This window comes from Arthrobacter sp. Y3224055, assembly GCF_059090825.1.
Map to the genome: position 1 here is coordinate 695,589 of NZ_JBNHGB010000001.1, position 24,126 is coordinate 719,714.

22 protein-coding genes are annotated in these 24,126 nt (G+C 67.8%); 12 read left to right on the forward strand and 10 right to left on the reverse strand.

The features are described 5' to 3' along the window. Positions 1-50 precede the first annotated feature (50 nt). The 4 genes from AC5RTY_RS03325 to AC5RTY_RS03340 form a co-directional block, all read right to left on the reverse strand. Entirely contained in the window at positions 51-446 is a 396-nt protein-coding gene (locus AC5RTY_RS03325; protein WP_494000865.1) for a universal stress protein, read from the reverse strand. Next, positions 443-1,969: a tripartite tricarboxylate transporter permease gene (locus AC5RTY_RS03330; RefSeq protein WP_494000866.1), complete on the reverse strand. Its 1,527-nt coding sequence runs from the start codon at positions 1,967-1,969 to the stop codon at positions 443-445. The genes AC5RTY_RS03325 and AC5RTY_RS03330 overlap by 4 nt, the downstream gene beginning before the upstream one ends. Before the next feature lie 87 nt (positions 1,970-2,056). Further along, complete coding sequence (locus tag AC5RTY_RS03335) at positions 2,057-2,608, reverse strand: tripartite tricarboxylate transporter TctB family protein (RefSeq protein ID WP_493939986.1); 552 nt, start codon at positions 2,606-2,608, stop codon at positions 2,057-2,059. A 49-nt stretch (positions 2,609-2,657) separates the two neighbouring features. After that, positions 2,658-3,662, reverse strand: coding sequence for a tripartite tricarboxylate transporter substrate binding protein (locus AC5RTY_RS03340; RefSeq protein WP_494013724.1), 1,005 nt, complete (start codon positions 3,660-3,662; stop codon positions 2,658-2,660). Positions 3,663-3,822: 160 nt separating this feature from the next. Here AC5RTY_RS03340 and AC5RTY_RS03345 point away from each other — a divergent pair, with 160 nt between their 5' ends. From AC5RTY_RS03345 to AC5RTY_RS03365, 5 genes are all read left to right on the forward strand, one after another. Continuing rightward, entirely contained in the window at positions 3,823-4,707 is an 885-nt protein-coding gene (locus AC5RTY_RS03345) for a LysR family transcriptional regulator (protein WP_494138961.1), read from the forward strand. 155 nt (positions 4,708-4,862) lie between these two features. Further along, entirely contained in the window at positions 4,863-5,807 is a 945-nt protein-coding gene (kdgD, locus tag AC5RTY_RS03350) for a 5-dehydro-4-deoxyglucarate dehydratase (protein WP_494000869.1), read from the forward strand. A gap of 93 nt (positions 5,808-5,900) precedes the next feature. Next, positions 5,901-7,508, forward strand: coding sequence for an aldehyde dehydrogenase (NADP(+)) (locus AC5RTY_RS03355; RefSeq protein WP_494138962.1), 1,608 nt, complete (start codon positions 5,901-5,903; stop codon positions 7,506-7,508). Continuing rightward, positions 7,505-8,833: an enolase C-terminal domain-like protein gene (locus tag AC5RTY_RS03360; RefSeq protein WP_494138963.1), complete on the forward strand. Its 1,329-nt coding sequence runs from the start codon at positions 7,505-7,507 to the stop codon at positions 8,831-8,833. The genes AC5RTY_RS03355 and AC5RTY_RS03360 overlap by 4 nt, the downstream gene beginning before the upstream one ends. A 102-nt stretch (positions 8,834-8,935) precedes the next feature. Next, positions 8,936-9,922 (forward strand): AEC family transporter, encoded by a 987-nt coding sequence (locus AC5RTY_RS03365; protein WP_494076487.1) that lies wholly within the window; start codon positions 8,936-8,938, stop codon positions 9,920-9,922. 174 nt (positions 9,923-10,096) lie between these two features. Here AC5RTY_RS03365 and AC5RTY_RS03370 read toward each other — a convergent pair whose 3' ends face one another. Together AC5RTY_RS03370 and AC5RTY_RS03375 are read right to left on the reverse strand one after the other, a co-directional pair. Beyond that, on the reverse strand, positions 10,097-10,291 hold the full coding sequence (locus AC5RTY_RS03370) for a hypothetical protein (protein ID WP_494013782.1): 195 nt from the start codon (positions 10,289-10,291) through the stop codon (positions 10,097-10,099). A gap of 316 nt (positions 10,292-10,607) precedes the next feature. After that, positions 10,608-12,110, reverse strand: coding sequence for a CitMHS family transporter (locus AC5RTY_RS03375; protein WP_494127576.1), 1,503 nt, complete (start codon positions 12,108-12,110; stop codon positions 10,608-10,610). A 160-nt stretch (positions 12,111-12,270) separates the two neighbouring features. Between AC5RTY_RS03375 and AC5RTY_RS03380 the strand changes: the two genes are divergently transcribed. The 3 genes from AC5RTY_RS03380 to AC5RTY_RS03390 all read left to right on the forward strand — a co-directional run bounded on the left by AC5RTY_RS03380 (position 12,271) and on the right by AC5RTY_RS03390 (position 15,539). Then, positions 12,271-14,148 (forward strand): sensor histidine kinase, encoded by a 1,878-nt coding sequence (locus AC5RTY_RS03380; protein WP_494138964.1) that lies wholly within the window; start codon positions 12,271-12,273, stop codon positions 14,146-14,148. Beyond that, entirely contained in the window at positions 14,141-14,797 is a 657-nt protein-coding gene (locus AC5RTY_RS03385; protein WP_494000877.1) for a response regulator, read from the forward strand. The genes AC5RTY_RS03380 and AC5RTY_RS03385 overlap by 8 nt, the downstream gene beginning before the upstream one ends. A gap of 109 nt (positions 14,798-14,906) precedes the next feature. Next, positions 14,907-15,539, forward strand: coding sequence for a trimeric intracellular cation channel family protein (locus AC5RTY_RS03390; RefSeq protein WP_494000878.1), 633 nt, complete (start codon positions 14,907-14,909; stop codon positions 15,537-15,539). A 191-nt stretch (positions 15,540-15,730) separates the two neighbouring features. Here AC5RTY_RS03390 and AC5RTY_RS03395 read toward each other — a convergent pair whose 3' ends face one another. Continuing rightward, complete coding sequence (locus AC5RTY_RS03395; RefSeq protein WP_494138965.1) at positions 15,731-16,777, reverse strand: Gfo/Idh/MocA family protein; 1,047 nt, start codon at positions 16,775-16,777, stop codon at positions 15,731-15,733. 53 nt (positions 16,778-16,830) lie between these two features. Further along, positions 16,831-17,592, reverse strand: coding sequence for an IclR family transcriptional regulator (locus AC5RTY_RS03400; RefSeq protein WP_494013716.1), 762 nt, complete (start codon positions 17,590-17,592; stop codon positions 16,831-16,833). Positions 17,593-17,855: 263 nt separating this feature from the next. Here AC5RTY_RS03400 and AC5RTY_RS03405 point away from each other — a divergent pair, with 263 nt between their 5' ends. The 3 genes from AC5RTY_RS03405 to AC5RTY_RS03415 are packed head-to-tail and all read left to right on the forward strand — an operon-like array spanning position 17,856 to position 20,498. Continuing rightward, positions 17,856-18,572, forward strand: a complete 717-nt coding sequence (locus tag AC5RTY_RS03405) for a CoA transferase subunit A (RefSeq protein WP_494049327.1) — start codon at positions 17,856-17,858, stop codon at positions 18,570-18,572. Positions 18,573-18,597: 25 nt separating this feature from the next. Then, a complete protein-coding gene (locus AC5RTY_RS03410; protein WP_494127579.1) occupies positions 18,598-19,308 on the forward strand; it encodes a CoA transferase subunit B in 711 nt (236 codons plus the stop codon). Continuing rightward, complete coding sequence (locus AC5RTY_RS03415; protein ID WP_494127580.1) at positions 19,308-20,498, forward strand: acetyl-CoA acetyltransferase; 1,191 nt, start codon at positions 19,308-19,310, stop codon at positions 20,496-20,498. The genes AC5RTY_RS03410 and AC5RTY_RS03415 overlap by 1 nt, the downstream gene beginning before the upstream one ends. Before the next feature lie 166 nt (positions 20,499-20,664). On the opposite strand, the gene AC5RTY_RS03420 is transcribed toward AC5RTY_RS03415, so the two are convergent. Both AC5RTY_RS03420 and AC5RTY_RS03425 read right to left on the reverse strand, forming a co-directional pair. Then, positions 20,665-21,324 (reverse strand): uracil-DNA glycosylase, encoded by a 660-nt coding sequence (locus AC5RTY_RS03420; RefSeq protein ID WP_494013713.1) that lies wholly within the window; start codon positions 21,322-21,324, stop codon positions 20,665-20,667. Positions 21,325-21,714: 390 nt separating this feature from the next. Beyond that, positions 21,715-22,317, reverse strand: coding sequence for a biotin transporter BioY (locus AC5RTY_RS03425; RefSeq protein WP_494013712.1), 603 nt, complete (start codon positions 22,315-22,317; stop codon positions 21,715-21,717). Between the two features lie 153 nt (positions 22,318-22,470). Here AC5RTY_RS03425 and AC5RTY_RS03430 point away from each other — a divergent pair, with 153 nt between their 5' ends. Then, a complete protein-coding gene (locus tag AC5RTY_RS03430) occupies positions 22,471-24,105 on the forward strand; it encodes a LuxR C-terminal-related transcriptional regulator (RefSeq protein WP_494013711.1) in 1,635 nt (544 codons plus the stop codon). The last annotated feature ends 21 nt before the right edge of the window (positions 24,106-24,126 follow it).

Below are 24,126 nucleotides of genomic sequence, written 5' to 3' on the forward strand. Positions count from 1 at the left end.
AGACCAAAGTCTGCTGCCGCTTCGCTGTTGCGGGGGTGAACCGGCTGTGGCTACTCGGCTGCCTTGACGGCCAACACCGGCCGGTCTGCCTGCAACAGGATGCGCTGAGCGTGCGAACCCATGATGAATTTGCCCACCTGCGTGCGCTGGCGCAGACCGATGACAATGAGCGAGACCTCGCGTTCGCTGGCGAGCTCAAGGATCTCGTCGGCCAGGTCGTCGCGGTGGGTGGGGCGAAGCACTTCTGCGGCCACGCCCGCCTCATTGGCTGCCGACTTCAGGCGGAGGAGGTCGTTCTCCGACGCCACGGTTTTATCCACCAGCACCCCTTCACGGGTGGAGTTGACGATCAGCAGGTCTTCACCGCGGAGCTTGGCTTCCGCGATGGCGGCGGACACGGCTGCCTCTCCCACGGGGGTGGGTACATAGCCGACGAGGATGCTCATGCGTTCTCCTTGGTTTCGGTGCGAGCTTGGGTACGGGAGTTTTTCCGGCGCTCTATGGCGGACTTGACCATCGGCCAGACAGCGACCAGCACGAACAGAACTACCAGCGTGCCGGAGATCGGCCGGCCCATGAATCCGGCGACGTCTCCGTCGAGCACCAACAGCGAACGCCGCAAGCTGGACTCGAGCAGCGCACCGAGCACGAAGGCCAACACCAGCGGTCCAGGCTCGAATCCGAATTTTTTCATCAGGTACCCGACGGCGCCGAAGAGGACCACCAGCAGCACGTCGAACATCGAGTTGCGGATGGTGTAGGCGCCAAGCAAGGTGATCAGTGCGGTGATCGGAGCGAGGATGGCGGCGCGCACCCGCAGGATGCGGACGAACAAGCCGACCAGCGGGATGGACATGATCAGCAGCAGGATGTTGCCGATGTACATCGAGTTGACCACACCCCAGAACAGATCCGGGTTCTCGACAATGAGCTGCGGGCCCGGGGTCACGCCCTGAATGAGCAGCGCGCCGAAGATGATCGCCATGGTGGCATTGGCGGGAATACCCAAGGTCAGCAGCGGAATAAAGGAGCTTGTCGCCGCGGCGTTGTTGGCGGTCTCCGGACCGGCAACACCCTCCACGGCGCCCTTGCCGAAGCGTTCCGGGTTCTTGGCGCGCTTCTTCTCCACGGCGTAGGCGGCGAGCGAGGAGATCGTGGCGCCGCCGCCAGGCAGGATGCCCAGGAAGAAGCCGAGCACAGAGCCGCGCCCGATAGCCCCGGCCGACTGCTTGAGGTCCTTCTTGGACGGCCAAACGTTTGCCACTGTTGCCGGCGCTTGGGCCGCGCGGTGGCGTTCTTCCAGGTTGTAGAGAATCTCGCCGACGCCGAACAAGCCCATGGCCACCGGGACAAAGTCGATGCCGTCGGCCAGACTCAGGTTGCCAAACGTGAAGCGTTCGGCACCGGTGAAAATGTCGCGGCCCACGGTGGCCAGCAGAAGTCCGAAGGCGGCGGCGATCAATGCCTTGATTTTGGCGCCGTTGCTGATCGTGGCGACCAGCAGGATGCCGACCATGGCCAAGGCTGCGTACTCGGGCGGGCCGAAGTCCAATGCGAAGCCTGCCACCAGCGGGGCGAGGAAGGTCAAACCGATGATGGCCACCGTGCCGCCGATGAAGGAGCCGATGGCGGCGATGCCCAGCGCCGTTCCGGCTTTGCCCTTCCTGGCGAGCTGGTAGCCGTCGAAGACGGTGACGACGGAGCTGGCTTCGCCCGGAAGTCGCAACAGCACCGAGGTGATAGTGCCGCCGTATTGTGCGCCGTAGAAGATGCCCGCCAACATGATGATGGCCGTGACGGGCTCGATCCCGTAGGTCAGCGGCAGCAGGATGGCGATGGTGGCTGCCGGACCGAGGCCAGGCAGTACGCCGATCAGCATGCCGATAACAACGCCCAGCAGGCAGTACAGCAGGTTGGAGGGCTCTAGGACGACGCCGAAGCCGTCCATGACCGGTTGCAGGAAATCCATGCGAGAACCTTTGGATCAGTGGGCGAGGGTGGGGCGCGAGGGTCCCACGTTGGCGGCAAAGCCGACACCGTGGGAGTGCACAACCCGCTAGAACAGGTGGGGAATCGACGTTCCCAGGGCAAGGATGAAGATGGCGTAGAACGCGGCAACAATCAGCAGCGAGTAGATGATGGCGCCACGCCAGGATTCACCGCCGAGGAACTTCATCCAGACCAGGCAGAGGAGCAGTGCAGGGACCTCGAAGCCGATCAGCGGCATCAGCAACACCATGATCAGCAGGGTCACAAACCCAATGGCCGCAAGCCAGGACAGTTTGGAGAATTTTTCCCCGTCGCGGCCCCCACGCCGCCCAACAACCAGTTGGGCGAGCGCGAGGACAGCGATGATCAGGCTGACCACGAACGGCCACATGCCGGGCCGGGGCTGGGAGGGCGTTCCCAGCCCCAGACCGAGCGACATGACGAGCCCCGCCACGCCCAGCGCGAGCACCACGAGGGATGATGCGAGGTTGGCAATGGGCCCTGCCGGCGGCGCGGCCTCGGCTTCCCATTGGGCAGCCAATTCCTCCGGTGTCAGGTCATCGTCGACGACGTCGACTGACTCAGTGCCTTCTGCTGGCGTCTCGCGGTGGGGCGTCATGGTTTAACTCGATTCGCTGTGGAGGCCGGACGGCCTCACGTGGGTGTTGCTACTCGCCGGCCAGCGAGATGTCGTACTTCTCGGTGAGCTCCTTGTACTTGGCAGCCAAGTCGTTCCACTGCTGGACGACTTCCTCGCCGGAGATTTCCTTGGGGGTCAGCATGTTCTTCTCGTTGAAGGCCTTGTACGTGTCGGTGGCCTGGGCGGCCTCGACCGACTCGACCAGCTTGGCCTTCACATCCTCGGGCAGTCCCTTCGGGGCAGCCAGGGCGCGGTACTGGGAGACCGGGACTTCGTAGCCTTCTTCGATGGCGGTGGGGACGTCCGGCAGGAAGGTGTTGCGCTCGTCGGAGAAGACAACGATCGGCTTGACTTTGCCGGCGTCGATCTGCGGCTTGGCTTCACCCAGCTGGATGGTGGCCAGCTGGACCTGGTTGCCCATGACAGCGGTCAGCGCGGGGGAACCCGAATCGAACGGCACCGCGGTGCCCTTGATCTCGGCCTGGGCGAACAAGATGGCCTGGGACAGCTGTGAGCCGGTGCCCACGCCGGTGGTGCCGAAGGTCAGCTTCTTGGAGCTGTTCTTGATATCGTCCAGGTTTTCAAAACCGGATTCGGCGCTGGCAACCAACACGTAGTCGTCCTGAGAGAGGCCCTTGATGACATCCAGGTCGTCAAGGCTGACGGCTTCGTCTTCAGATACTGCCAGCGGAGTGATAGTGATCAGCGAGGCATTCAGCAGGACGAGGTTCTGTCCGTCGGGCTCCATTGCCGCGACTTCCTGCGTTGCCAGGGCGCCGTTGGCACCGGGCTTGTTCACCACCGGAACAGCGACGCCGAGCTCGTCGGCCATACCTTCGGCCGCGGTGCGCGCGATCAGGTCGGTCGACCCGCCCGGAGCCTGGCCGACGGTCAGAGTAATGGGGCCGTTGGGGAAGCTGTCCCCCTCGGCGGCAGTGCCGCCCCCAACGTTGCCGCCGCAAGCGGTCAACGCCAGCGCAGCAGAGGCAGCGGTCAGACCTAGAACGGTCCGGCGGATGGAGAGTGCTTTCACTTCGGGCTCCTTGCTCGATGAACAGCGATGTTCGAACGGGTCTCGGCCGTGACCCGACTCATATGAGACAGGTCACTAGTGGCTCGGACATCGAGCTTAGAAAGAGACTATGATGCATGTCCAAGCCCATTAGTGCATTGAATGATACTTGAAAGGCATCATGTTCACCCTGGACCAGGCCCGAAGTTTCATCGCTGTCGCCGAAGAGTTGCATTTCGGCCGAGCCGCCGAGCGGCTGAGCATGACCCAGCCCCCGCTCAGCAGGCAGATCCAGAAACTGGAGCGCAGCATCGGCGTCGAACTCTTGGAGCGGGACAACCGCAAGGTGGCATTGACCGCCGCCGGACACGCCTTTCTCTCCGAGGCGCGGAAGCTGGTGGTGTCGGCAGACCGGGCGCCCCGAACGGCACGCCGCATCGCCGCCGGCCGGGCGGGTGAGATCCGGATCGGCTTCACTGCCGCCACCGCCTTCAGCGTACTCGGACCCCTGCTCGGCGAGATTGCACTGGAACTGCCCGATGTCGACGTCGAACTCGAGGAACTGGTGACCGGGGAGCAGGTCCAGGCGATTATGGACGGCGACCTTGACCTGGGGCTGGCCCGCCCGCCCTTCGACACAGACCTCTTCGAATCGCACCTGATGCTGTCGGAAAACCTGATGCTCGCAGTTCCCAGCGGGCACCCGCTGGATCAACTGGCACGTCCGCTGGCCGTGGCCGACCTCAAAGACGTGCCGCTCATCATGCATTCACCGATCAAGGCGCGCTATTTCTACGATCTGGTGGTGCGCCAAATCCCGATCGAGCACGGCAACGTCGTGCACACCGTCAGCCAGATCCTGACCATGGTGGCGCTGGTGGCGGCCGGCCGAGGTGTGGCCTTCGTGCCCGAATCGGCACAACTGCTGGGAGTCGATGGCGTCAGCTACTTGCATCTGCCCGAACTCGCGCCGGACTCGGTGGAACTGCATGCCATTTGGAACCGGAACTCGCACAATCCCGCGCTACGCAGGATGCTGGAGAGCGTGTGGGCCAAAGCCTCCTAGCTGCCAGCCGACCACCACCGCGCCTCCGAACGTCAATACTCTTAGTGCATCAATCCATACAAAAGAGGGCTTGGACAGGCATCACGTTGTCTTCCTAGGGTGGAGCCAACGCATTCAACCCGCCGCCCGCGGCACCATCGCAAAGGAAGATGCACGTGGCCCAGTACACGCCCCATGAACTCGCAGACAAGCTCAAGGACGGGCTGTTGTCATTCCCAGTGACGGCGTTTGATGCAGAGTTGAACATCGACGAAGCCGCCTACCGCAACCACCTGGACTGGCAGTCCAGCTTCGATGTCGCAGGCCTGTTTGCCGCCGGCGGCACCGGCGAAGGCTTCAGCCTGACTCCGGCCGAGTCCGCCCGCGTGGTCCGGATGGCCGTTGAGGAAGCCGGCAGCCGGGTTCCGGTGCTTGCTTCGGCCGGCGGCTCCACCGCCCAAGCCATCCAGAACGCCAAGGACGCGGAGGCCGCGGGAGCCGAGGGCCTGCTGCTGCTTCCGCCGTACCTGACCGAATGCGACCAGGCCGGCCTGCTGGCGCACGTTTCGGCCGTATGCGCCGCCACCAACATCGGCGTCATCGTCTACAACAGGGCGAACGCCATCTACGCCGCGGACACCGTGGCGGCCCTGGCCGACCGGCACGCGAACTTCATCGGCTTCAAGGACGCCCTGGGCGACATCGAGCACCTCACCAAGGTCTACGCCAAGAACGGCGACCGGCTGTTCTACCTGGGCGGGCTGCCGACGGCTGAGACCTTTGCCCTGCCGCTGCTGCAGCTGGGCATGAGCACCTACTCCTCGGCGATGTACAACTTCGTGCCGGAGTTCGCCCTGGATTTCTACCGCGACGTCCGCAACCAAGACCGCGATGCCGTGACCGAGAAGCTGAACCGCTTCGTGCTCCCCTACCTGGACATCCGCGACCGGGTTAAGGGATACGGTGTATCCATCGTCAAGGGCGGCCTGAAGGCCGTCGGCCGCGACGCAGGCTTCGTCCGCCCGCCGCTGCAGGACCTGACCGAGAAGGACATCGCCGACCTGTCGGCCCTGATTGAGGCCGCCGGCATCCGCCCGGCAGACGTCCGGCAGAACGCCTAGGTTCCGCGCCAGGGAAGCGGCCGCCCTCCACGGGGCGGCCGCTTTCCGCCCAGCAGCCACCGCAGACCATCCCCAGTCCAGAAGGAGCATCCGATGCCCAGCACGCAGACAACTCTGACAGGCCATTCGATCATCGCCGGCGAAGCCGTGACCGGTACCGGCGGCACTGTCAACGGTTTCGATCCTGCCACCAATGACGTCCTCGAACCGGCCTACAGCCTGATCGACGCGGCCCAGCTGGCGACCGCCACTGCCGCGGCGGAGGAAGCTTTCGCCTCCTTCAGCACGCTGGAGCCGGAAACGCATGCCGCCTTCCTGGAGAAGATCGCCGACAACATCGAAGCCGTCGGTGAAGAGCTGGTCGAACGCGCGATGGCCGAAACCGGCCTCCCCGCCGCGCGGCTGAACGGTGAACGCGGCCGCACCACCGGCCAGCTGCGCCTGTTCGCCGCGGTAATCCGCCAGGGCGACCACCGCGGCGTGCGCATTGATCCGGCCCAGCCGGACCGCCAGCCGATGCCCCGGGCCGACATCCGCCAGCGCAAGGTCCCGCTGGGCCCGGTCGCCGTGTTCGGTGCCAGCAACTTCCCGCTGGCCTTCTCCACCGCCGGCGGCGACACCGCCTCCGCCCTGGCGGCCGGCTGCCCGGTGGTGTTCAAGGCCCACAACGCCCACCCGGGCACCAGCGAAATCGTCGGCCACGCCATCACCGCCGCCGTGGCCGAGGCCGGCCTGCATCCGGGCGTGTTCTCCCTGGTCTACGGTCCCGGCGCCAAGATCGGTCAGGCGCTGGTCGCCGATCCGGCGATCAAGGCCGTCGGGTTCACCGGGTCCCGCTCCGGCGGCACCGCCCTGGTGGCCACCGCCGCAGCACGGCCGGAACCGATCCCCGTCTACGCGGAGATGAGCTCGATCAACCCGGTGTTCTTCTTCGACGGCGCGCTCCAGGGCGACCTGGACGCGCTGGCCGCCGCCTACGTCGGCTCGGTCACCGGTTCCAGCGGCCAGCTGTGCACCGCTCCCGGGCTTGCCTTCGTGCCCGCCGGCGAGGCCGGGGACGCGTTCGCGGCCGCGGTGGGACGGGCCCTGGCCCCGGCCGCCGGCCAGACCATGCTGACCCGCGGCATCGCCGACTCCTGGACCGCCGGCGTCGACTCCCTCGGGAAGCAGGACGGGGTGGACCTGGTGGCCCGCGGCCAGGACGGCGCCACGCAGAACGCCCCCGCGCCCGCGGTCTTCGGCACCGACGTCCGCACCTTCCTGACCAATGAGGTGCTGCACGAGGAAATCTTCGGCGCGGCCTCGCTGCTGGTCCGCTACACCTCCAGCCAGGACCTGCTGGCTGCGGCCAAGCGGCTCGAAGGGCAGCTGACCGCCACCCTGCACATGAGCGACGAGGACCACGCCACCGTGGCCCCGCTGCTGCCTGTGCTCGAGCGCAAGGCAGGCCGCATCCTGGCCAACGGCTGGCCGACCGGCGTCGAAGTCGGGCACGCGATGGTCCACGGCGGCCCCTTCCCGGCCACCTCCGACACCCGCACCACCTCGGTGGGCACCCTGGCGATCGAGCGGTTCCTGCGCCCGGTGGCCTACCAGAACATTCCCGATGCCTTGCTGCCGGCACCGGTGCAGCAGGAGAACCCCTGGAAGCTGAACCGCCGGATCGACGGCGCGCTGGAACTGGCCGGAGGGCAGGCATGAGCAACCAACCCACCATTGCCGCCGTCGAGGTGGTCCCGGTCGCCGGGCACGACTCGATGCTGCTGAACCTCTCCGGCGCGCACGGGCCGTTCTTCACCCGCAACGTGGTCATCGTGACCGACTCCGACGGCCGCACCGGCCTGGGCGAAGTCCCCGGCGGCGAGAAAATCCGCACCACCATCGAAGACGCCGGCGCCCTGATCACCGGCCGCCCGGTGGCCCGCTTCCGCAGCCTGCTGCGGGAAATCGCCGCGGCCTTCGCGGACCGCGACGCCGGCGGCCGCGGGCTGCAGACCTTCGACCTGCGCACCACCGTGCACGCCGTGACCGCCGTCGAATCCGCTTTGCTGGACCTGCACGGCCAGTTCCTGGGCGTTCCCGTGGCCGAACTGCTCGGCGACGGCCAACAGCGTGACGCGGTGCCGATGCTCGGCTACCTTTTCTACGTGGGCAACCCGGACGCCACCGACCTGCCGTACCTGCGCGAGCCCAACGGCGCGGACGACTGGGAACGGGTGCGCCGCGAAGAGGCCATGACCCCGCAGGCCGTGGTCCGTTTGGCCGAGGCCGCGCAGGCCCGCTACGGCTTCCAGGACTTCAAGCTCAAGGGCGGGGTGCAGGCCGGGGACCTGGAGGTCGATGCGGTGACCGCGCTCAAACAGCGCTTCCCGGACGCCCGGATCACGCTGGATCCGAACGGCGGCTGGCTGCTGCAGGACGCCATCCGGCTGGGCAAGCGCATGCAGGCCGTGGTGGCGTATGCCGAGGACCCCTGCGGCGCCGAAGGCAAGTTCTCCGGCCGCGAAGTGATGGCCGAGTTCCGCCGCGCCACCGGACTGCAGACCGCCACGAACATGATCGCCACTGACTGGCGCGAAATGGCGCACGCCGTGCGCACCAACGCCGTCGACATTCCGCTGGCCGATCCGCACTTCTGGACCATGGCCGGTTCCGTCCGCGTGGCACAACTGTGCCACGAGTTCGGTCTGACTTGGGGCTCGCACTCAAACAACCACTTCGACATCTCACTGGCCATGTTCACCCAGGTCGGCGCCGCCGCCCCGGGCGAAATCACCGCGCTGGACACGCACTGGATCTGGCAGGACGGCCAGGGCCTGACCAAGGAACCGCTGCTGATCCGCGACGGCGAGATCAAAGTCCCGCAAGCCCCCGGCCTCGGGATCGAACTGGACCGCGAACGCCTGGCCGAGGCCAACGCCCTGTACCTGGAACACGGCCTCGGCGCCCGCGACGATGCCGTCTCCATGCAGTACCTGGTGCCCGGCTGGGAGTTCGATCCCAAGCGCCCCTGCCTGGTCCGCTAGTACCCGCCGCCCGCTCCGCACCCTGCGGGGCGGGCGGTCTTCTTGTGTCCCGCCGTTTGACCTCTGCCCGGCCGCGCGTTTTGCGCCGGCCCGGGCAGAGCCGTGAGTTCTGGAGGTTCCGTGGAAGGTGTGCTGCTCGGCTTCGGCGTGGTGCTGGTGATTGTTGCCGTCGGCTTTGCCGCCGCAGCCATCGTCCCGCAGAAGGCGCCGGAGATGCAGCGCGGACTGACGCCGGTGATCTACTACATCACCAATCCGGCGCTGATGCTGGTGCTGCTGTCCGAGGCGGATCTCGCGTCGGTCGTCGGCGTCTACACTCCGATCGCGCTGATGACCGCCGCCCTCGCGGGAGCGGTCTATGCGCTGTTCAGCCGCTTCGTGCTGCGCCGCCCGGCAGCGCAGACGGCCGGTGGCGCCATGGCCTCCACCTACGTCAACGCGGGAAACATCGGGGTGCCGATCGCCCTCTACGCCGTGGGCAGCGCCGACCCGGTCGTTTCGGTGCTGCTGGCGCAGCTGCTGGTCATCGCGCCCGTGTACCTGACCGTCTTCGCCTGGTGCCAGCGGAAGGCGGCTGCGGGAAAGCTTTCACCGGACGACGGCGGTGCTGCCGCGGCTGTCCCGCTCTGGCGCACCGTGATCAAGTCCATCCTCAATCCGGTCACCGTCGCCACCGCCGTCGGGGCGCTCATCTCCGTGACCGGGCTGCGCCTGCCGGAAGTGCTCTGGACGCCGGTGGAAATGCTCGGCAACGCGTCCATTCCGTTGCTGCTGATGCTGTTCGGCATGAGCCTGCGCGGGCAAAAGCCGCTGACCCAGCGCGCCCTGCGGGCCGACGTCGCGCTGGGCTCCGTGGTCAAGCTGGCCCTGATGCCGGCCATCGCGTGGGCGCTGGCGCACTTCGTGTTCGATGTCGGCGGCGTCCCGCTGCTGGGCGTGGTCGTCATGGCGGCCTTGCCGACGGCGCAGAACGTCTTCCTGTTCACCAGCCAGTTCCGCATGCAGTCCACGCTGGTGCGGGACATCATCTTCCTGAGCTCCCTGCTCTCGCTGCCCGCCGTCCTGCTGGTCGCCCTGCTGCTGGGCTGAGCCCTCCGGCGGAACTCGGACGCTCGTGGACTCGGCGAGGCGTTGGAGGTTCAAGACCTGACGGGTCTGCATGACCCAAGGGGAGCCGGCGTGGCCGCACAACTGACGGGTAGCCGGCGGTGAAACCGGCTGCAGCCCGCGCTGCCCGTAGCGCTCCCTTCAGGCTGCGGTATGTCATCGCGCTTCCCCCCTCAGGCCAGGGTGCAGGCGTTCCTGGAAAAAGGCGAGGATGCGCCTGCGCGCGTCCTCGGCAGACGGCTCGTGATAGCCAGCGGCAACCAGCTTGGCGAGCACCTTGTCCCCGAATGTCAGCTCCGACGGGCCATGGTTGTTGAGGAAGCCGCGGCCGGCGCCGGGATAGACCTTGATGTCATGGTCTGGTCTATCCCGGCGTCGGCGAGCAGCGGCTCAAGACGGGCCGGAACCTTAGGCACTCCAGGCCAGCGATCCCTACCTCAGCTGCGTCTGGTCTTTGCTCGCCAACGCCCGTGTAGCCTTCACCGTGGTCACAGCGGCCCACTTCTCGGCTTTCTCCTTTTCTTGGTTGGGGGCCTCCTTCATTGCGACCGCGGAACCGGTTTTCCGGACAATTATCGGGACCGGTTTTCTGCAAGGTTGAGCGGTGGCGCCCACTGTCCGGTGGTCGAAACCAGACGGCGGCGCCGCGTCGTATTTCCCTGGCGGCTCAGCCCCAGGGGATGGCGCCCAGCAGGACACCGACGGCCAGCATCACCAGCGAAACGACGGTGGCACGCCACAGCACCTTCTTGTGGTGGTCGCCCAGTTCCACGCTGGCCAGCGACACCAGCAGCAGGATCGCAGGGACGAGCGGGCTCTGCATGTGTACGGGCTGGCCTGTGATGGAGGCCCGTGCCATCTCGGCGGGGGCGATGCCGAAGTGGGCGGCAGTTTCGCTCAGCACCGGCAGCACACCGAAGTAGAAGGCGTCGTTGCTCATGAAGAAGGTCATGGGGATGCTGAGCACCCCGGTGATCACGGCCATGAACGGCCCCATCGAGTCCGGAATGATGTCCACCAGCCAGGCTGCCATGGCGTCGACCATGCCGGTGCCGTTCAGCACGCCGGTCAGGACCCCGGCTGCCATCACCATGGAGACGACGGCGACGATGCTCTTGCTGTGCGCGACCAACTGGTTGGCCTGTTCCTTGACGTTCGGGAAGTTGACCACCAAGGCAATGGCGGCCCCGACCATGAAGACGTAGGCCAGCGGAACGACGTCCAGCACCAGGATCACCATGACGGCCACGGTCAGGGCCAGATTGAACCAGAACAGATGCGGACGCAGGGTGGCCCGGTTGGGGTCCAGGGCGGAGTCGGTCAGGGATCCGCCCACCGGGCCTTCCTCTGGAGCCTCCAGAACAGCGACAGAGCCACCGGCCGGAGCGCCGACCGGCGAGGTACCCGGGACGGGCTTCCCGGACCCGGCTCCGCGCCTGCCGCGGCCCCTGCCAACGCCGGAGTTTCCAGCGGAGCTGCCGGCACCGCCGTCGTCGTCCCGGGCAGCATCCGTCCACAGATCGGGCTTGCCCTTGGCGGTGGCCTTGGGATTGCCGCCCGCCAACCGCTTGCGCTCGCTCAAACCGAGCGTCCAGGCGAAGACCATCACGACAAGGATGCCTGCCAGCAGGGATGGAATCATCGGCACAAACACGTCGGTCGGGGAGACATCCAGGGCGGCAGCAGCGCGTGCCGTCGGACCTCCCCATGGAACAATGTTCATGGTGCCGTTGGCTAGGCCGGCGACGCAGGTGAGCACCACCGGGCTCATGCCCAGCCGCAGGTAGATCGGCAGCATGGCCGCCGTCGTCAGAATGAAGGTGGTGGAACCATCGCCGTCCAGCGAGACGACGGCGGCCAGCACCGCGGTGCCGAGCACAACCTTGGCCGGGTCGTTGCCCAACGTGCGCAGGATGAAGCGCACCAGTGGGTCGAACAGTCCGACATCGATCATCAGGCCGAAGAAGATGATGGCGAACATCAGCAGCGCCGCTGTGGATGTCAACGACTTCATCGACTCGAGGATCATGTCGCCCAGGCCGAGGCCGGCCCCTGCGAAGAGGCCGAAAACAGTCGGCACAATGATCAGGGCTAAAACAGGCGTCAGTTTCTTGGTCATGATCAGCGCCATAAAGACCGCGATCATTGCGAAGCCGAGGAAAACCAGCACAGCAACTCCTTTGTCTAATGCAGCCGGTGTGACCGGCTTTACAGACATTAGGGTGGTCCGGGTCACGAATGGCGGTTAAACGCCCTTCAGGTGCATACTGCTTATTGAGCACGTTTTGCTCATTTAGCTCACAGGCCGAGGGCCGCACCCGGGAGGCACCATGGAGAACGGGGGCAGGCGACCGCCCCGGATGGGCTTTTCGGCCCGCATGCTGTTCCTCCAACTGGCCGTCGTGGCCGTGGTGCTCCTTCTCTCCGCCGCCGTTCTGGGCTGGCTGACCTACCAGCGGCTGGGCGAAGACGCCGAAGGCCAGGCCCTCGCCGCGGCACGGGCCGTCGCGGCGTCCGGCGACGTCCGCGCCGAGACCGCCGCGCTGGTCGATGCCGGGCCCGATCAGCTGTCCGCAAGGGCGCTGGAGAACGGACCGCTCCAAGCACTGGCCGAGGACGTCCGGCTCCGGACCGGAGCCCTGTTCGTTGTGATCACCGACGACACAGGCCTGCGGCTGGCCCACCCCAATCCGGCCGAGCTGGGCCGCATGGTCAGCACCGACCCATCGGAAGCACTGGCCGGCCGCGAGGTCACCGAACAGGAACAGGGCACGCTGGGGCATTCCGCGCGGGCCAAGGTTCCCGTGTACGCTCCCGGGTCCGCATCCGTGGTGGGCGAAGTCAGTGTGGGCTTCTCCAGCCAGGACGTGCTGCAGTCCCTGGCCCGGAGCATCCTGCCCATCGCGCTTACGACTGCCGGGGCTCTGGCGCTGGGGATGGCCGCTTCCCTGCTGCTGGGCCGCAGGCTCAAGCGCCTGACTCTCGGACTCGAACCGGAGGAGATCGCGGCGCTGGCCCAGGACCAGGAGGCGGTGCTTCGCGGCGTGGACGAGGGCGTCATCGGTGTTTCCGCGGACCGCAGGATCACCGTGTTCAACCGCGAGGCCAAACGGCTGCTGGGCTTTCCCATCGACGCGGACCTCGTCGGCCGGCCGCTGGCCGAGCTGGAGATCCCCGGCGCCGGGGCATCTGTGCTGCCCGATGCCTTGGCCGGGCTGCTGGACGCCGCCGATCCGCAATCGCCCACCGTGGAGCTGGTGGTTGGTTCCCGGGTGCTGATCCTATCCGCGCGCGAAGTCCAGGCCAGCCGCACCCCGGGCAGGCGCGGCTACCGTCCCGGAACGGGCACCGGCGCCGTAGTTCCGCGTGCACCCGAACTGGGCTGGGTAATCATGCTGCGCGACCGCACGGCCGTCCAGTCGCTGACCCGCCAGCTGGACGCCGTGGGCGCGTTGAGCACCGCGCTGCGGGCACAGCGGCACGAATTCGCCAACCGGCTGCACACCATTTCCGGCCTGCTCGCCACGGGGCACCCGGACCGCGCCCAGGAATACCTCACGTCCATCATGCAGACCGGACCGCTGAACTACCCGGCCGAACAGGCCGACCTGCTGCGGGACGCCTACCTGCAGGCTTTCATCGGAGCGAAGAGCATGGAGGCGGCCGAGCGCGGCGTGGTGCTCCGGGTCGGTCCCGAGACGCTGGTGCGCGGCCGGGTCACCGACCCGCAGGATGTCACCACGGTGATCGGGAACCTGGTGGACAACGCCGTCCGGGCCGCTGTGCTCGGGAGCAACCCGGACCGCTGGGTGGAAGTCGAGGTCATGGACGAGTTAACGGAAGACGGTGGAACGCTGCACCTGGTGGTGGCAGATTCAGGAGACGGGCTGTCCGGCCTCGCCGCCGACCACCCGGCCGCCGGAGAAGCGGCCGCCGGCATTGACCAGATCTTCGCCGAGGGCTACTCGACGGCAGACCCTTCGAGAGACCACCCATCGATCAAGACCGCGCCGCCGGACGACGTGTCGGGCCTGCCCGACATCCACGGCCAAGGCTTCGGGCTGTCGTTGAGCCGCCGGCTGGCTCGGCGCCGCGGCGGGGACGTCTGGGTGGCAGATCCAGGGCGCACGTTCGGGCCGGGAGCCGTATTCTGCGCGAGTCTGCCGGGCACGGTCGAACCTGTACCACCAGGAGGGAACCATGACTGATCTACAGGTGCTGATTGTCGACGACGATTTTCACGTGGGGCGCCTGCATGCCGGATACGTTGATTCCGTCCCCGGGTTCAGCGCGCTGGCGCCTGTCGGAAGCGCCGAGCAGGCGCTGCGCTCGGCTCACGGCCAGGCACCGGACCTGATGCTGCTGGATGTGTACCTTCCCGATGCGTTGGGACTGGACCTGCTGCGGAAAGTCGACGTGGACACGATCATGCTGACCGCCGCAGCTGACGCAGCGTCCATCCGCAAAGCACTGCGCCGCGGCGCGCTCGGCTACCTGATCAAGCCGTTCACGTCGGAGCAGCTGGCGAGAAAACTGCGTGCCTACGCGCGCTACCGCCGCCTCTTGGCTGAGCAGCCGGCCGTGGACCAAGATACGGTGGACCGCGCGCTGCACGCCCTGCACCCGGCCGAGGCCGCCGTGGCGGCCCGGACCCGGTCGGCCACGGAGGCCGCCGTACTGGAGTCGTTGGCACCCGGGCTGCAGCGGTCCGCGGCGGAAGTAGCGCAGACGGTTGGCATCTCCCGGGCCACTGCCCAGCGGTACCTGTCTGCTTTGGCGGACGACGGCGCCGTCGAAATCCATTTGCGCTATGGCAGCACCGGGCGCCCAGAGCACCGTTACGGCCGGGCCGGGTGACTCAGGGCGGGGCCGTCGGCCGGTCCGGGGCACCACCGGACTGGTTTTTGTGGCCGCGCAACGGCGGGCAAAGGCAGGAACAGGGGCGGGCAATGATTGGATGGCAGGCATGACCGTTGGCTTGGTACTGGATCTTTTCGGCACCTTCTTTTTTGCCATGTCCGGTTGCCTGTTGGCGGCCCGCCGGAAATTCGACATCATCGGTTCCGTGTTCCTTGGCTCCCTGGCCGGTCTGGGCGGCGGCATCATCAGGGACGTAATTCTGGATACCGTCCCCAGTGCCTTTAACAATCCGCTGTACTTCGTCCCGCCGGTGGTGGCAGCGCTGGTGGTCTTCTTCCTGTTCCGCAGCGTGGAACGCATGCAGCGTCCATTGCTGATCTTCGACGCCGGCGGGCTGGCACTGTTCTGCATCACCGGGACGGTCAAGGCCCTGAGCCTGGGCATGAACCCTGTCGCCTCGGCGCTGCTGGGCCTGACCACTGCCGTGGGCGGCGGCATACTGCGTGACGTCGTGGCCAACCGGGTGCCCCAACTGTTCAGCCCGGACGATCTGTATGCCGTGCCCGCCATGTTGGGTTCGGCCTTGGTGGTGGTGCTGTGGTTTGCCGGGGTCTACGGAACGCTGGCCGCCGTCGGCGTGGCCGCGGTGGTGTTCGGGCTCCGTGTGGTCTCCCTGCACTATGGCTGGCACATTCCGCACGCGGCCCCGGTATCGCGCCTGCCGCAGGACGACGGCTGATCAGGGAACACCCGCGGCTGGGCGGAAGCCGCGGCTGGGCGGAAGCCGCGGCTGGGCGGAAGCCGCGGCGGGACGGCTGCGGCGGCTGGACGGAAGCGGCGGCCCTGGCCCCACGCGGCGGCCGGACGGAAGCCGCGGCTGGGGGCCCACGGCCGCTCTGGGGCATCTTGTGTCGGCGCCGCTGCCCGCCCTTATGTCCGGTTTTGCCGGTGGATCTCCTCGATGATGCGGATGGCTGCCACGGCGTCCGCGGGCTCGACGGGAACCGGGGCGCCCTCGTGGATGGCCGCGGCCAGCTGCCGGTAGTACTCCGGGTAGGCGCCGGCGACGGAGCGAACCCTGCGGGTGTGGCCCGGCGTGCCGAGGGTTCCCCAGCGCTCTTCGGGCTCCTCGCCGTATCCGGCTGCTCCGGGAACCGCGCCCGCCGCCAGCGCGGCCTCCTGGCTGTCCAGCCCCCAGGAGGTGAAGGCGGCGGCCGAGCCGAGCACATGGAACCGCGGCGCGGGCAGCGCTGAGATGAGGTTTATCGACAACCGCGAGCGCACCCCAGATTCGTGCAGCAGGGAGACGAAGGCATCCTCGTCGGCGGCGGATGCTGCGGGGGCGGTGTGGCGCGCGGTTTCGCCGTAGACCGTGGCGGCCGGCCCGAAGAGCGTGAGCGCCTGGTCGATCAGGTGGACGCCGAGGTCGAAGAGGATGCCGCCGCCACCGGCGACGCCGGCCGTTGCCTTCCAGGCCCGCAGACCCTCCGGCTTCCAGCGCTCAAAGCGGGACTCGAAGGTGTGGACCCGGCCGAGTTCGCCGTCGCCGATCAGCTGTTTCAGGGTCAGGAAATCCGAATCCCAGCGGCGGTTGTGGAAGACGGAGAGCACCACGCCGGCCCGTCCGGCCTTGGCCAGCAGGGCGTCGCCCTGGGCGGATGCGGGGACGAAGGGCTTGTCCACCACCACGTGCAGGAAGCGGTCCATCGCGGCGTCGGCGAGCGCGTAGTGGCTGGCCGGCGGGGTGGCCACCACCACGACGTCGAGCGGCTCCGGCGCGTTGAAGAGTTCTTCCGCCGTTGCCACGATCCGGGCGCGCGGGTGCCCGGCCGCCGCCTGTGCGGCCCGCTCGGGGTTGGCCGTGACGATCGCGTCCAGCGAGTACCCGCCCGCGGCCTCCAGCAACGGCGCGTGGAAGACCCTGCCGGAGAGTCCGTAGCCGATCACGGCGGTGCGCAGCGGGTGGTGCCCGGCCATCGTTGCTCCTAGGGTGTTCTGGTGCCGGCCGAAAGTGCCCGGCTGCCTCGAGCCTAACGGCGGACCTGGGGCTGTTCACGCAACTGCTGCGTGAGGATGTGCGCCTCCTCCAGGAGCAGCTTGCCGAGGAACTCCTGCCGGTCGGACCGGAACCGTTGTTCGATGCCGGTCAGCGACAGCGCCCAGGCCGGCTGGCCGTGCCGGTCGAAGACGGCCGCGCCCATCCCCCAACTGCCCTCCAGGATCAGCCCCGGGTTGACGGTATAGCCCCGCTGCCGGGTTTCGGCCAGGTTCGCGCGGATCTTGTCCGGCGCATGCGCCGGGCCGAAGCGCTCAACCCGGGCACCGCCGTCGTCGAGCAGCCGGTCGATTTCCCCGTCCTCCAGAAAGGCCATGATGGCCAGCCCGGCCGAAGCGATGCCCAGCGGGAAGCGGACGCCTTCGTGCAGCACAAAGGAGCGGACCGGAAAGCTGCCTTCCACCCGGACCAGGCAGACGGTTTCGTCGCCCCGCCGGATGGACAGAAAGGCGCTCTCGCCCGTTTCGTCCGCCAACCGCTGCAGGCGCGGCCGGGCCAGGTCCTCGATCGCAAAGCGGCCAGCGGCCACCGACCCGAGCACATAAAGCTCCGGGCCCAGATGCCAGGTGCCGGTCTCCGCATGATGGTCCAGCAGGCCCTCGGCGGCGAGGGAGTTCAGCAGCCGGTAGACCGTGGGCCGGGTCAGGCCCGAGGCCCGGACGATGTCCGCCAGGGCCGCGCCGGTCTCCGGGGCGCGTCCGACGATCCGCAGCAGCCGGGCTACCCGGCCGACCACTTGGGCTCCTTGTACCTGCTTGTCCGGCAATTGTCCTCCTGGCGGTCTGGCGGCCGGGCCGGGTCGGTTATGCCGCCCCGCCGATCCACAATGTGGACAGTCTACCCGCCGCTGTCCACACTGTGAATGCAGTTCTTGGCCGCCCGTTGACGGTTGCGCCGCGGCACCACTAGTCTGCCGGATAACAGCTGTCCACAAGATGGACAAGTTCCGCGCCAGGTCAGGACGAGTGGCTGCGGACGGCACTCAACGAGGAGGAAGCAATGTCCAAACTGACGGCAGGACCGGCCGCCGCGCTGGCCGGCGTACTGCATGACGGGATGACGATCGCGGTGGGAGGATTCGGGCTCTCCGGCATCCCCGCGGACCTGATCGACGCGGTGCGCGATTCCGGCGTCAAGGACCTGACGGTGGTCTCGAACAACATGGGCGTCGATGGCAAGGGTTTGGGCGTGCTGATCGAGGCCGGGCAGGTCCGCAAGGTGCTGGCCTCCTACGTGGGCGAGAACAAGCTGTTCGCCCAGCAGTTCCTGGCCGGCACGCTGGAGGTCGAGTTCAACCCGCAGGGCACGCTCGCCGAGCGCCTCCGCGCCGGCGGCGCGGGCATCGCGGCCTTCTACACCAAGACCGGGGTGGGCACGGTGATCGCCGAAGGCAAGCCGCACGAGGAGTTCGACGGCGAGCTTTACGTGCAGGAGCGCGGGATCGTAGCCGACCTGTCCCTCGTCCACGCCCACACCGCCGACACGGACGGCAACTTGGTCTACCGCTACACCGCCCGCAACTTCAACCCGGTGGTGGCCACCGCCGGCCGCGTCACCATCGCCGAGGCCGAGGTGATCGTGGAGCCGGGAGAGCTGGACCCGAACCACATCGTCACCCCGGGCGTGTACGTCCAGCGCCTCGTGCAGGCCTCGGACCGCGCCAAGGACATCGAGCAGCGTACCGTCCGCCCCCGCCCCGCCGCCGTCGGCGCCTGAGATTTCAGACCAGAAGGAGCACATCATGGCTTGGACACGTGACGAGATGGCGGCCATCGCGGCCGCCGAACTGAACGACGGAGACTACGTCAACCTGGGCATCGGCATCCCCACGCTGGTGGCCAACAACCTGCCGGAAGGCGTGCGGGTGGTGCTGCAGAGCGAAAACGGCCTGCTGGGGATGGGCCCGTTCCCGTACGAGGGCGACGAGGACGCCGACCTGATCAACGCCGGCAAGCAGACCGTCACGGTGCTGCCCGGCGGCTCCATCTTCGATTCGGCCACCAGTTTCGGCATGATCCGCGGCGGCCACGTGAAGACCGCTGTCCTGGGCGCCATGCAGGTCTCCGCCGTGGGCGACCTGGCCAACTGGACCATCCCCGGGAAGATGGTCAAGGGCATGGGCGGCGCCATGGACCTGGTCGCCGGTACCCCGCGCGTGGTGGTGCTCACCGAGCATGTCGCCAAGGACGGCACGCCCAAGATCGTCAACGAATGCTCGCTGCCGCTGACCGGAGTGAAGGTGGTCAACCGGATCATCACGGACCTCGCCGTCTTCGACATTGACGACGACGGCGGTGCCCTCCCGCTGCGGCTGGTCCGCCTGGCGCCGGGGGTCACCGTGGCCGAGGTGCGGGAGAAGACCGAGCCGGACTTCGCCGTCGCCCCTGAACTGGACGAAGCCGCCGCCGAACCGGCCGGCGCACGGGAAACAGCGCTGGAAGGAACTCACTGATGAGCCTGAAGCAACATTTCGGCCGGGACATCCTGCTGACCGGCTGGGGGCACTCCCCCTTCGGCAAGCTGGCCGACGAGACGCTGGAATCGCTGATTGTCGGGGTGGCCCGGGAGGCCATCGCCAACGCCGGGTTGGAGCCGGGGCAGATCGACGAGATCTACCTGGGCCAGTTCAACTCCGGCATGGTGCCGCTGGGCTTTGCGTCCTCGCTGGCCCTGCAGGTCTCCGACGATCTGGCGAACGTGCCGGCAACCCGGGTGGAGAACGCCTGCGCGTCCGGTTCGGCGGCCGTTCAGCAGGGTGCCAAGTCGCTGCTGGCCGGCACGGCGCACAACGTGCTGGTGATCGGCGCCGAGAAGATGACCCATGCCGGCGCCGACGTGGTGGGCGCTGCCCTGCTGGGCGCCGACTACGAGGCCGCCGGCAAGCCGAGCTCCACCGGGTTTGCCGGCCTGTTTGCCGAGACCGCCAAGCACTACCAGAAGCGCTACGGCGAGGTGGGCGACGTCCTCGGCTCGATTGCCGCGAAGAACCACCGCAACGGTGTGGCCAACCCCTACGCGCAGCTGCGCAAGGATCTCGGTGAGGAGTTTTGCCGGACGGTCTCGGACAAGAACCCCGTGGTCGCCGAGCCGCTGCGCCGCACGGACTGCTCTCCGGTCTCGGACGGTGCCGCCGCCGTGGTGCTCAGCACCGAGTCGCCGCGTTCCGGTGCCGCGGCGGCTGCAGTCCGGCTGGCAGGGTTCGGCCACGCGAACGACTTCATGCCGGCCGAAAAGCGCGATCCCACCGCCTTCGCCGGCAGCCGCGCCGCCTGGCAGCGCGCCCTGGATATGGCCGGGGTGGGGCTGGAGGACCTGGACCTGGCGGAGGTGCACGACTGCTTCACCATCGCCGAGCTGATCATGTATGAGGTCATGGGGCTGACCCCGGCCGGCGAGGGCCGCCGCGCCATCGAGGAAGGCTGGGTGTACCGGGACGGCAAGCTGCCGGTGAACCTGTCCGGCGGGCTGAAGGCCAAGGGCCACCCGGTCGGCGCCACCGGCGTCTCGCAGCACGTGGTGGCCGCCATGCAGCTGTCCGGCACTGCCGGCGACATGCAGCTCCCGGGCGCCCGGCGGGCGGCCGTGCACAACATGGGCGGCCTGGCGATCGCCAACTACGTCAGCGTGCTCGAAGCCGTCTAGCCCGACCGGCAGTCCCCCATCCATTGACTGCGCCGATCTGGCCCTTCCGGAAGCCCTGGATGGGCCAGATCGGCGCAGTCCTTTTGGTCGTCACCCGGGCGGCCGATTCATTGACCGCAGCGCCGGAGCGCCCGCAGAGCATCCGGGCCCGGAGCTGCCGACGGTGTCATTGGTTCCTCCGGATGACGCCGGTGTCCAGCAGGTCCTGCAGGCCTTGCCGGAACAGTTCCTTGCCGCCATGGGCGGGGTGGCGGATCTTGGGCACGTCCAACCCGCTGGCGGTCACGCTCCGGTGCCCGATGTTCCCCACTGCGACGACTGCGTCAATGCTGAACAGCCGGGCCAGATCCTGCCAGTAGAGCGTGCCGGCCGCGATCTCCGGCGCCGATGGGGTGCGGTTGGACTGCGGCCGCCCGGGCTGGTGCGGATGGAACGGGTAGGCACTCCACAGCAGCGGCAGGAAGTCCAGTTCAGCCAGCACGTTCCACATCACCGTTGCCGTCGGCTCCGCCGGCACGGTCAGGACCTCCGGCGGAACCACGTAACCGTTGCCCGGGCCGAACATGCCGAACGGGTCACGCCCTGAAATCAGCGCCTTGTTGGTGAAGGGGACTCCGGTCACCGTCATGCCGCGGTACCCGGGGGCCTCCCCGACCAGCAGGACCTTGGGCCGGCGTTCCAGCATCTGTTCCAAGTACCTGGCGATGTTGTGCCGGCGCGGTGCGTTCGCCGGCACCGATGCCGAGAAGAAGTTGCGGCTCGCCGGGCCCGTCTCGAACTCCCCCAGCCGCACCACAAAGTCCCTGATTTCCTGCTGCGCCGTCACCATCCCAACCTATGCGATCAGCGAGGCGACGGTGGAACCTGGACCCGCGAACCCGGATCGCTCACCATCCAGTGGCGGGAAGATGCAGCGAAACGGCCCGGTTCGCTGCATCTTCTCACCACTCGAGTGTGCAGGGAGAATAAGTGTCCCAGTGCGCGGGAATGCGTGTCGAGTGCGCATGGGAATCATGTCGGTGAACGCTGGTGGGACCAGGCGTGGGAGAGGGAAAACCGGTGTCACCCGGCCCGCCGGCCGACACCACAGACAACGACGCCGGTGCCCGGGCGAGGAAGAATCCCCACCCGGGCACCGGCGTCGCGCTGTGAAGTTGTCAGGCTGCAGCGCGCGAAAGCCCGCCGCCCGCCGCCCAGGCGCTTAGCCACCCAGCCGCTAGGCGCGGGCGGAGTCCTTGGGCAGTCGGGCCGCCAGCTTCCACGCTGCCGGCATGGCGGCTGCCGCGATCAACGACTTCACGATGCCGCCGATGATGAACGGGTACAGGCCCCACTCGAGCGTCTGCTGCAGGTCGGCGCCCAGGGAAATGGCCAGCCAGGCCATGCCGAAGACGAAGGTGATCACGGTGCCCGCCAAGAATGAAACGGTGGCGCCCAGGAACTTTTTGTCCCAGTTGCGCTTGGCCAGCCAGCCGGTCAGCCCCGCGGCGGCGATGAAGCCCACCAGGTAGCCGCCGGTCGGGCCAACGGCGGCGGCCAGGCCGGAGGATGCATCGCTGAACACCGGCATGCCGGCCACGCCGGCCACCCAGTACAGTGCCATCGACAGCATGCCGCGGACCGGGCCCAGCGTGCTGCCGACCAGCAGGACGGCCAGGGTCTGGCCGGTGATCGGGACCGGCCACAGCGGCACGGCCAGCTGCGCCATGACGGCGGTCAGGCCTGCCCCGGCGAAAACCAGCGCGGTGTTGGCCAAGGCGGTGCTCGGGACCAGGGCGTCGGCCAGGACACCCTGTCGCGCAACGGCGGCTGAACTCATGTTTGCTCCTTCTCGGGGACATTTCCTTGCGGAAACTGTGGTCCGGTTTCGGCACCACTGTACCGGCAGCCCTCCGCTGCAAAGCCGATTATGGCGATGATTACGCAGTTCCCTGCCGGCTGCGGGAGGACTACCCTGAAATGCAGGAGCGCTATGGAGCCAATCGAAACACTGCTGGCTACTGCACGCGATGCCTACGCGCGCGGTGAATGGCGCCCAGCCTATGACGGATTCGAGCAGGCCCGCAGCCTCTCGCCACTGGACGTGGAGGATCTGGCCCGGCTGGGCGACGCCGCCTGGTGGGTGGGGGATGTCCGCGAATCGGTAATGGACTCCGAGGAAGTCTTCCACCGCTACGAGAACGACGGCGAAAAACTCGCTGCCGCCATGAAGGCTCTGGATCTGGGTCTGCTGTGGACGCTGCGCGGGGACCTGATGATCGCCTCCGGCTGGATCAACCGCGCCAGGCGCATGCTGCTGGATGCCCCGCAGAGCCCCGTCCACGGCTACCTGCTGTATCTGGACACCGTCAACGCGCTGCTGTTTGCCGAAGACCCGGAGCCGGCCTTGGCCGCCGCCGAGGAGCTGCAACAGATGGGGCGGAGGTTCAACGCGCCCGTGCTGCATTCCTTCAGCCTCACCCTGACAGGTTTGGCCGATCTGCGGGCCGGGCGGACGGCCTCGGGCTTCGCGGCCTTGGACGAGGCGATGCTCCCGGTCCTCGCCGGGCAGGTGCCCCCAACCTGGTCGGGAGACATCTATTGCACGGTACTCCACGCCTGCTACCAGCTGGCCGACCTGCCGCGGATGCGGGCATGGACCGAAGCCACCGAGCGCTGGTGCGAGCAATTGGCGGGCGGCATGGTCTTTTCCGGCGTGTGCCACATCCACCGGCTCCAAATCCGCAGCATAGAAGGCAATTGGGACGGAGTGGAACGCGAGATTGCCCAAAGCAGCTCGGAACTGGCGGACCGAAACGTGTGGGCCGCCGGTGAAGGGTACTACCAACTCGGCGAGCTGCGGCGGCTGCGCGGTGACCTGCAGGGCGCCGCCGACTCCTACGCCAGGGCGCGGGACTTAGGTGTTGAGCCACAGCCCGGCGAGGCCAAACTGCTGGCCGCGCGCGGACATCTCGACGCCGCGTGGGCCGGCCTGTCGGCAGCACTGGAGTCCAACGATCGGCTGACCCGGGCACAAATGCTGCTCCCCGCGGTAGAACTCGCCGTGCAACTGAAGTTGACGGCGGAAGCCGAGGAATACTGCCGCGAACTGGAGCAATCTGCCGGTGACTTCAGCAGCCCCGGTTTCCTGGCCTGGGCACGGCATGCCCGCGGGGTCCTGCTGTTTTCCGGCGGCCAGGCCGCGCAGGCCCTCTCCGTGCTGAGGTCCGCGCTGCAGGGTTATCGTTCCCTGCATCACCGGCACGACACCGCGCGGGTGTACGAACTGCTCGCGGCCGTGCACCGCGAGCTGGGCCAGCCGGAGACCGCGGCGTCGGAAGAGGCGACGGCCCTGGCCATCTACCGGGAGCTCGGGGCGGAGCCGGATGTGCGCCGCCTGGACGGCCAAAGGTCCCCGGGCGGCCTGACGGATCGGGAAGCGGAGGTACTTGCCTGCATCGCCCGCGGTGCCACGAACAAGGAAACGGCAGCCGCACTGTTCATCAGCCAGAAGACGGTCGGCAGGCATCTGGCCAATATTTTCCTCAAGATCGGTGTCTCGTCCCGCACCGCGGCCGCCGCGTGGGCCCACGAGCACGACGTTACCGCTCCCTTGACGCGGCGCTGACGCCTGCATCGTTGGCTAGAC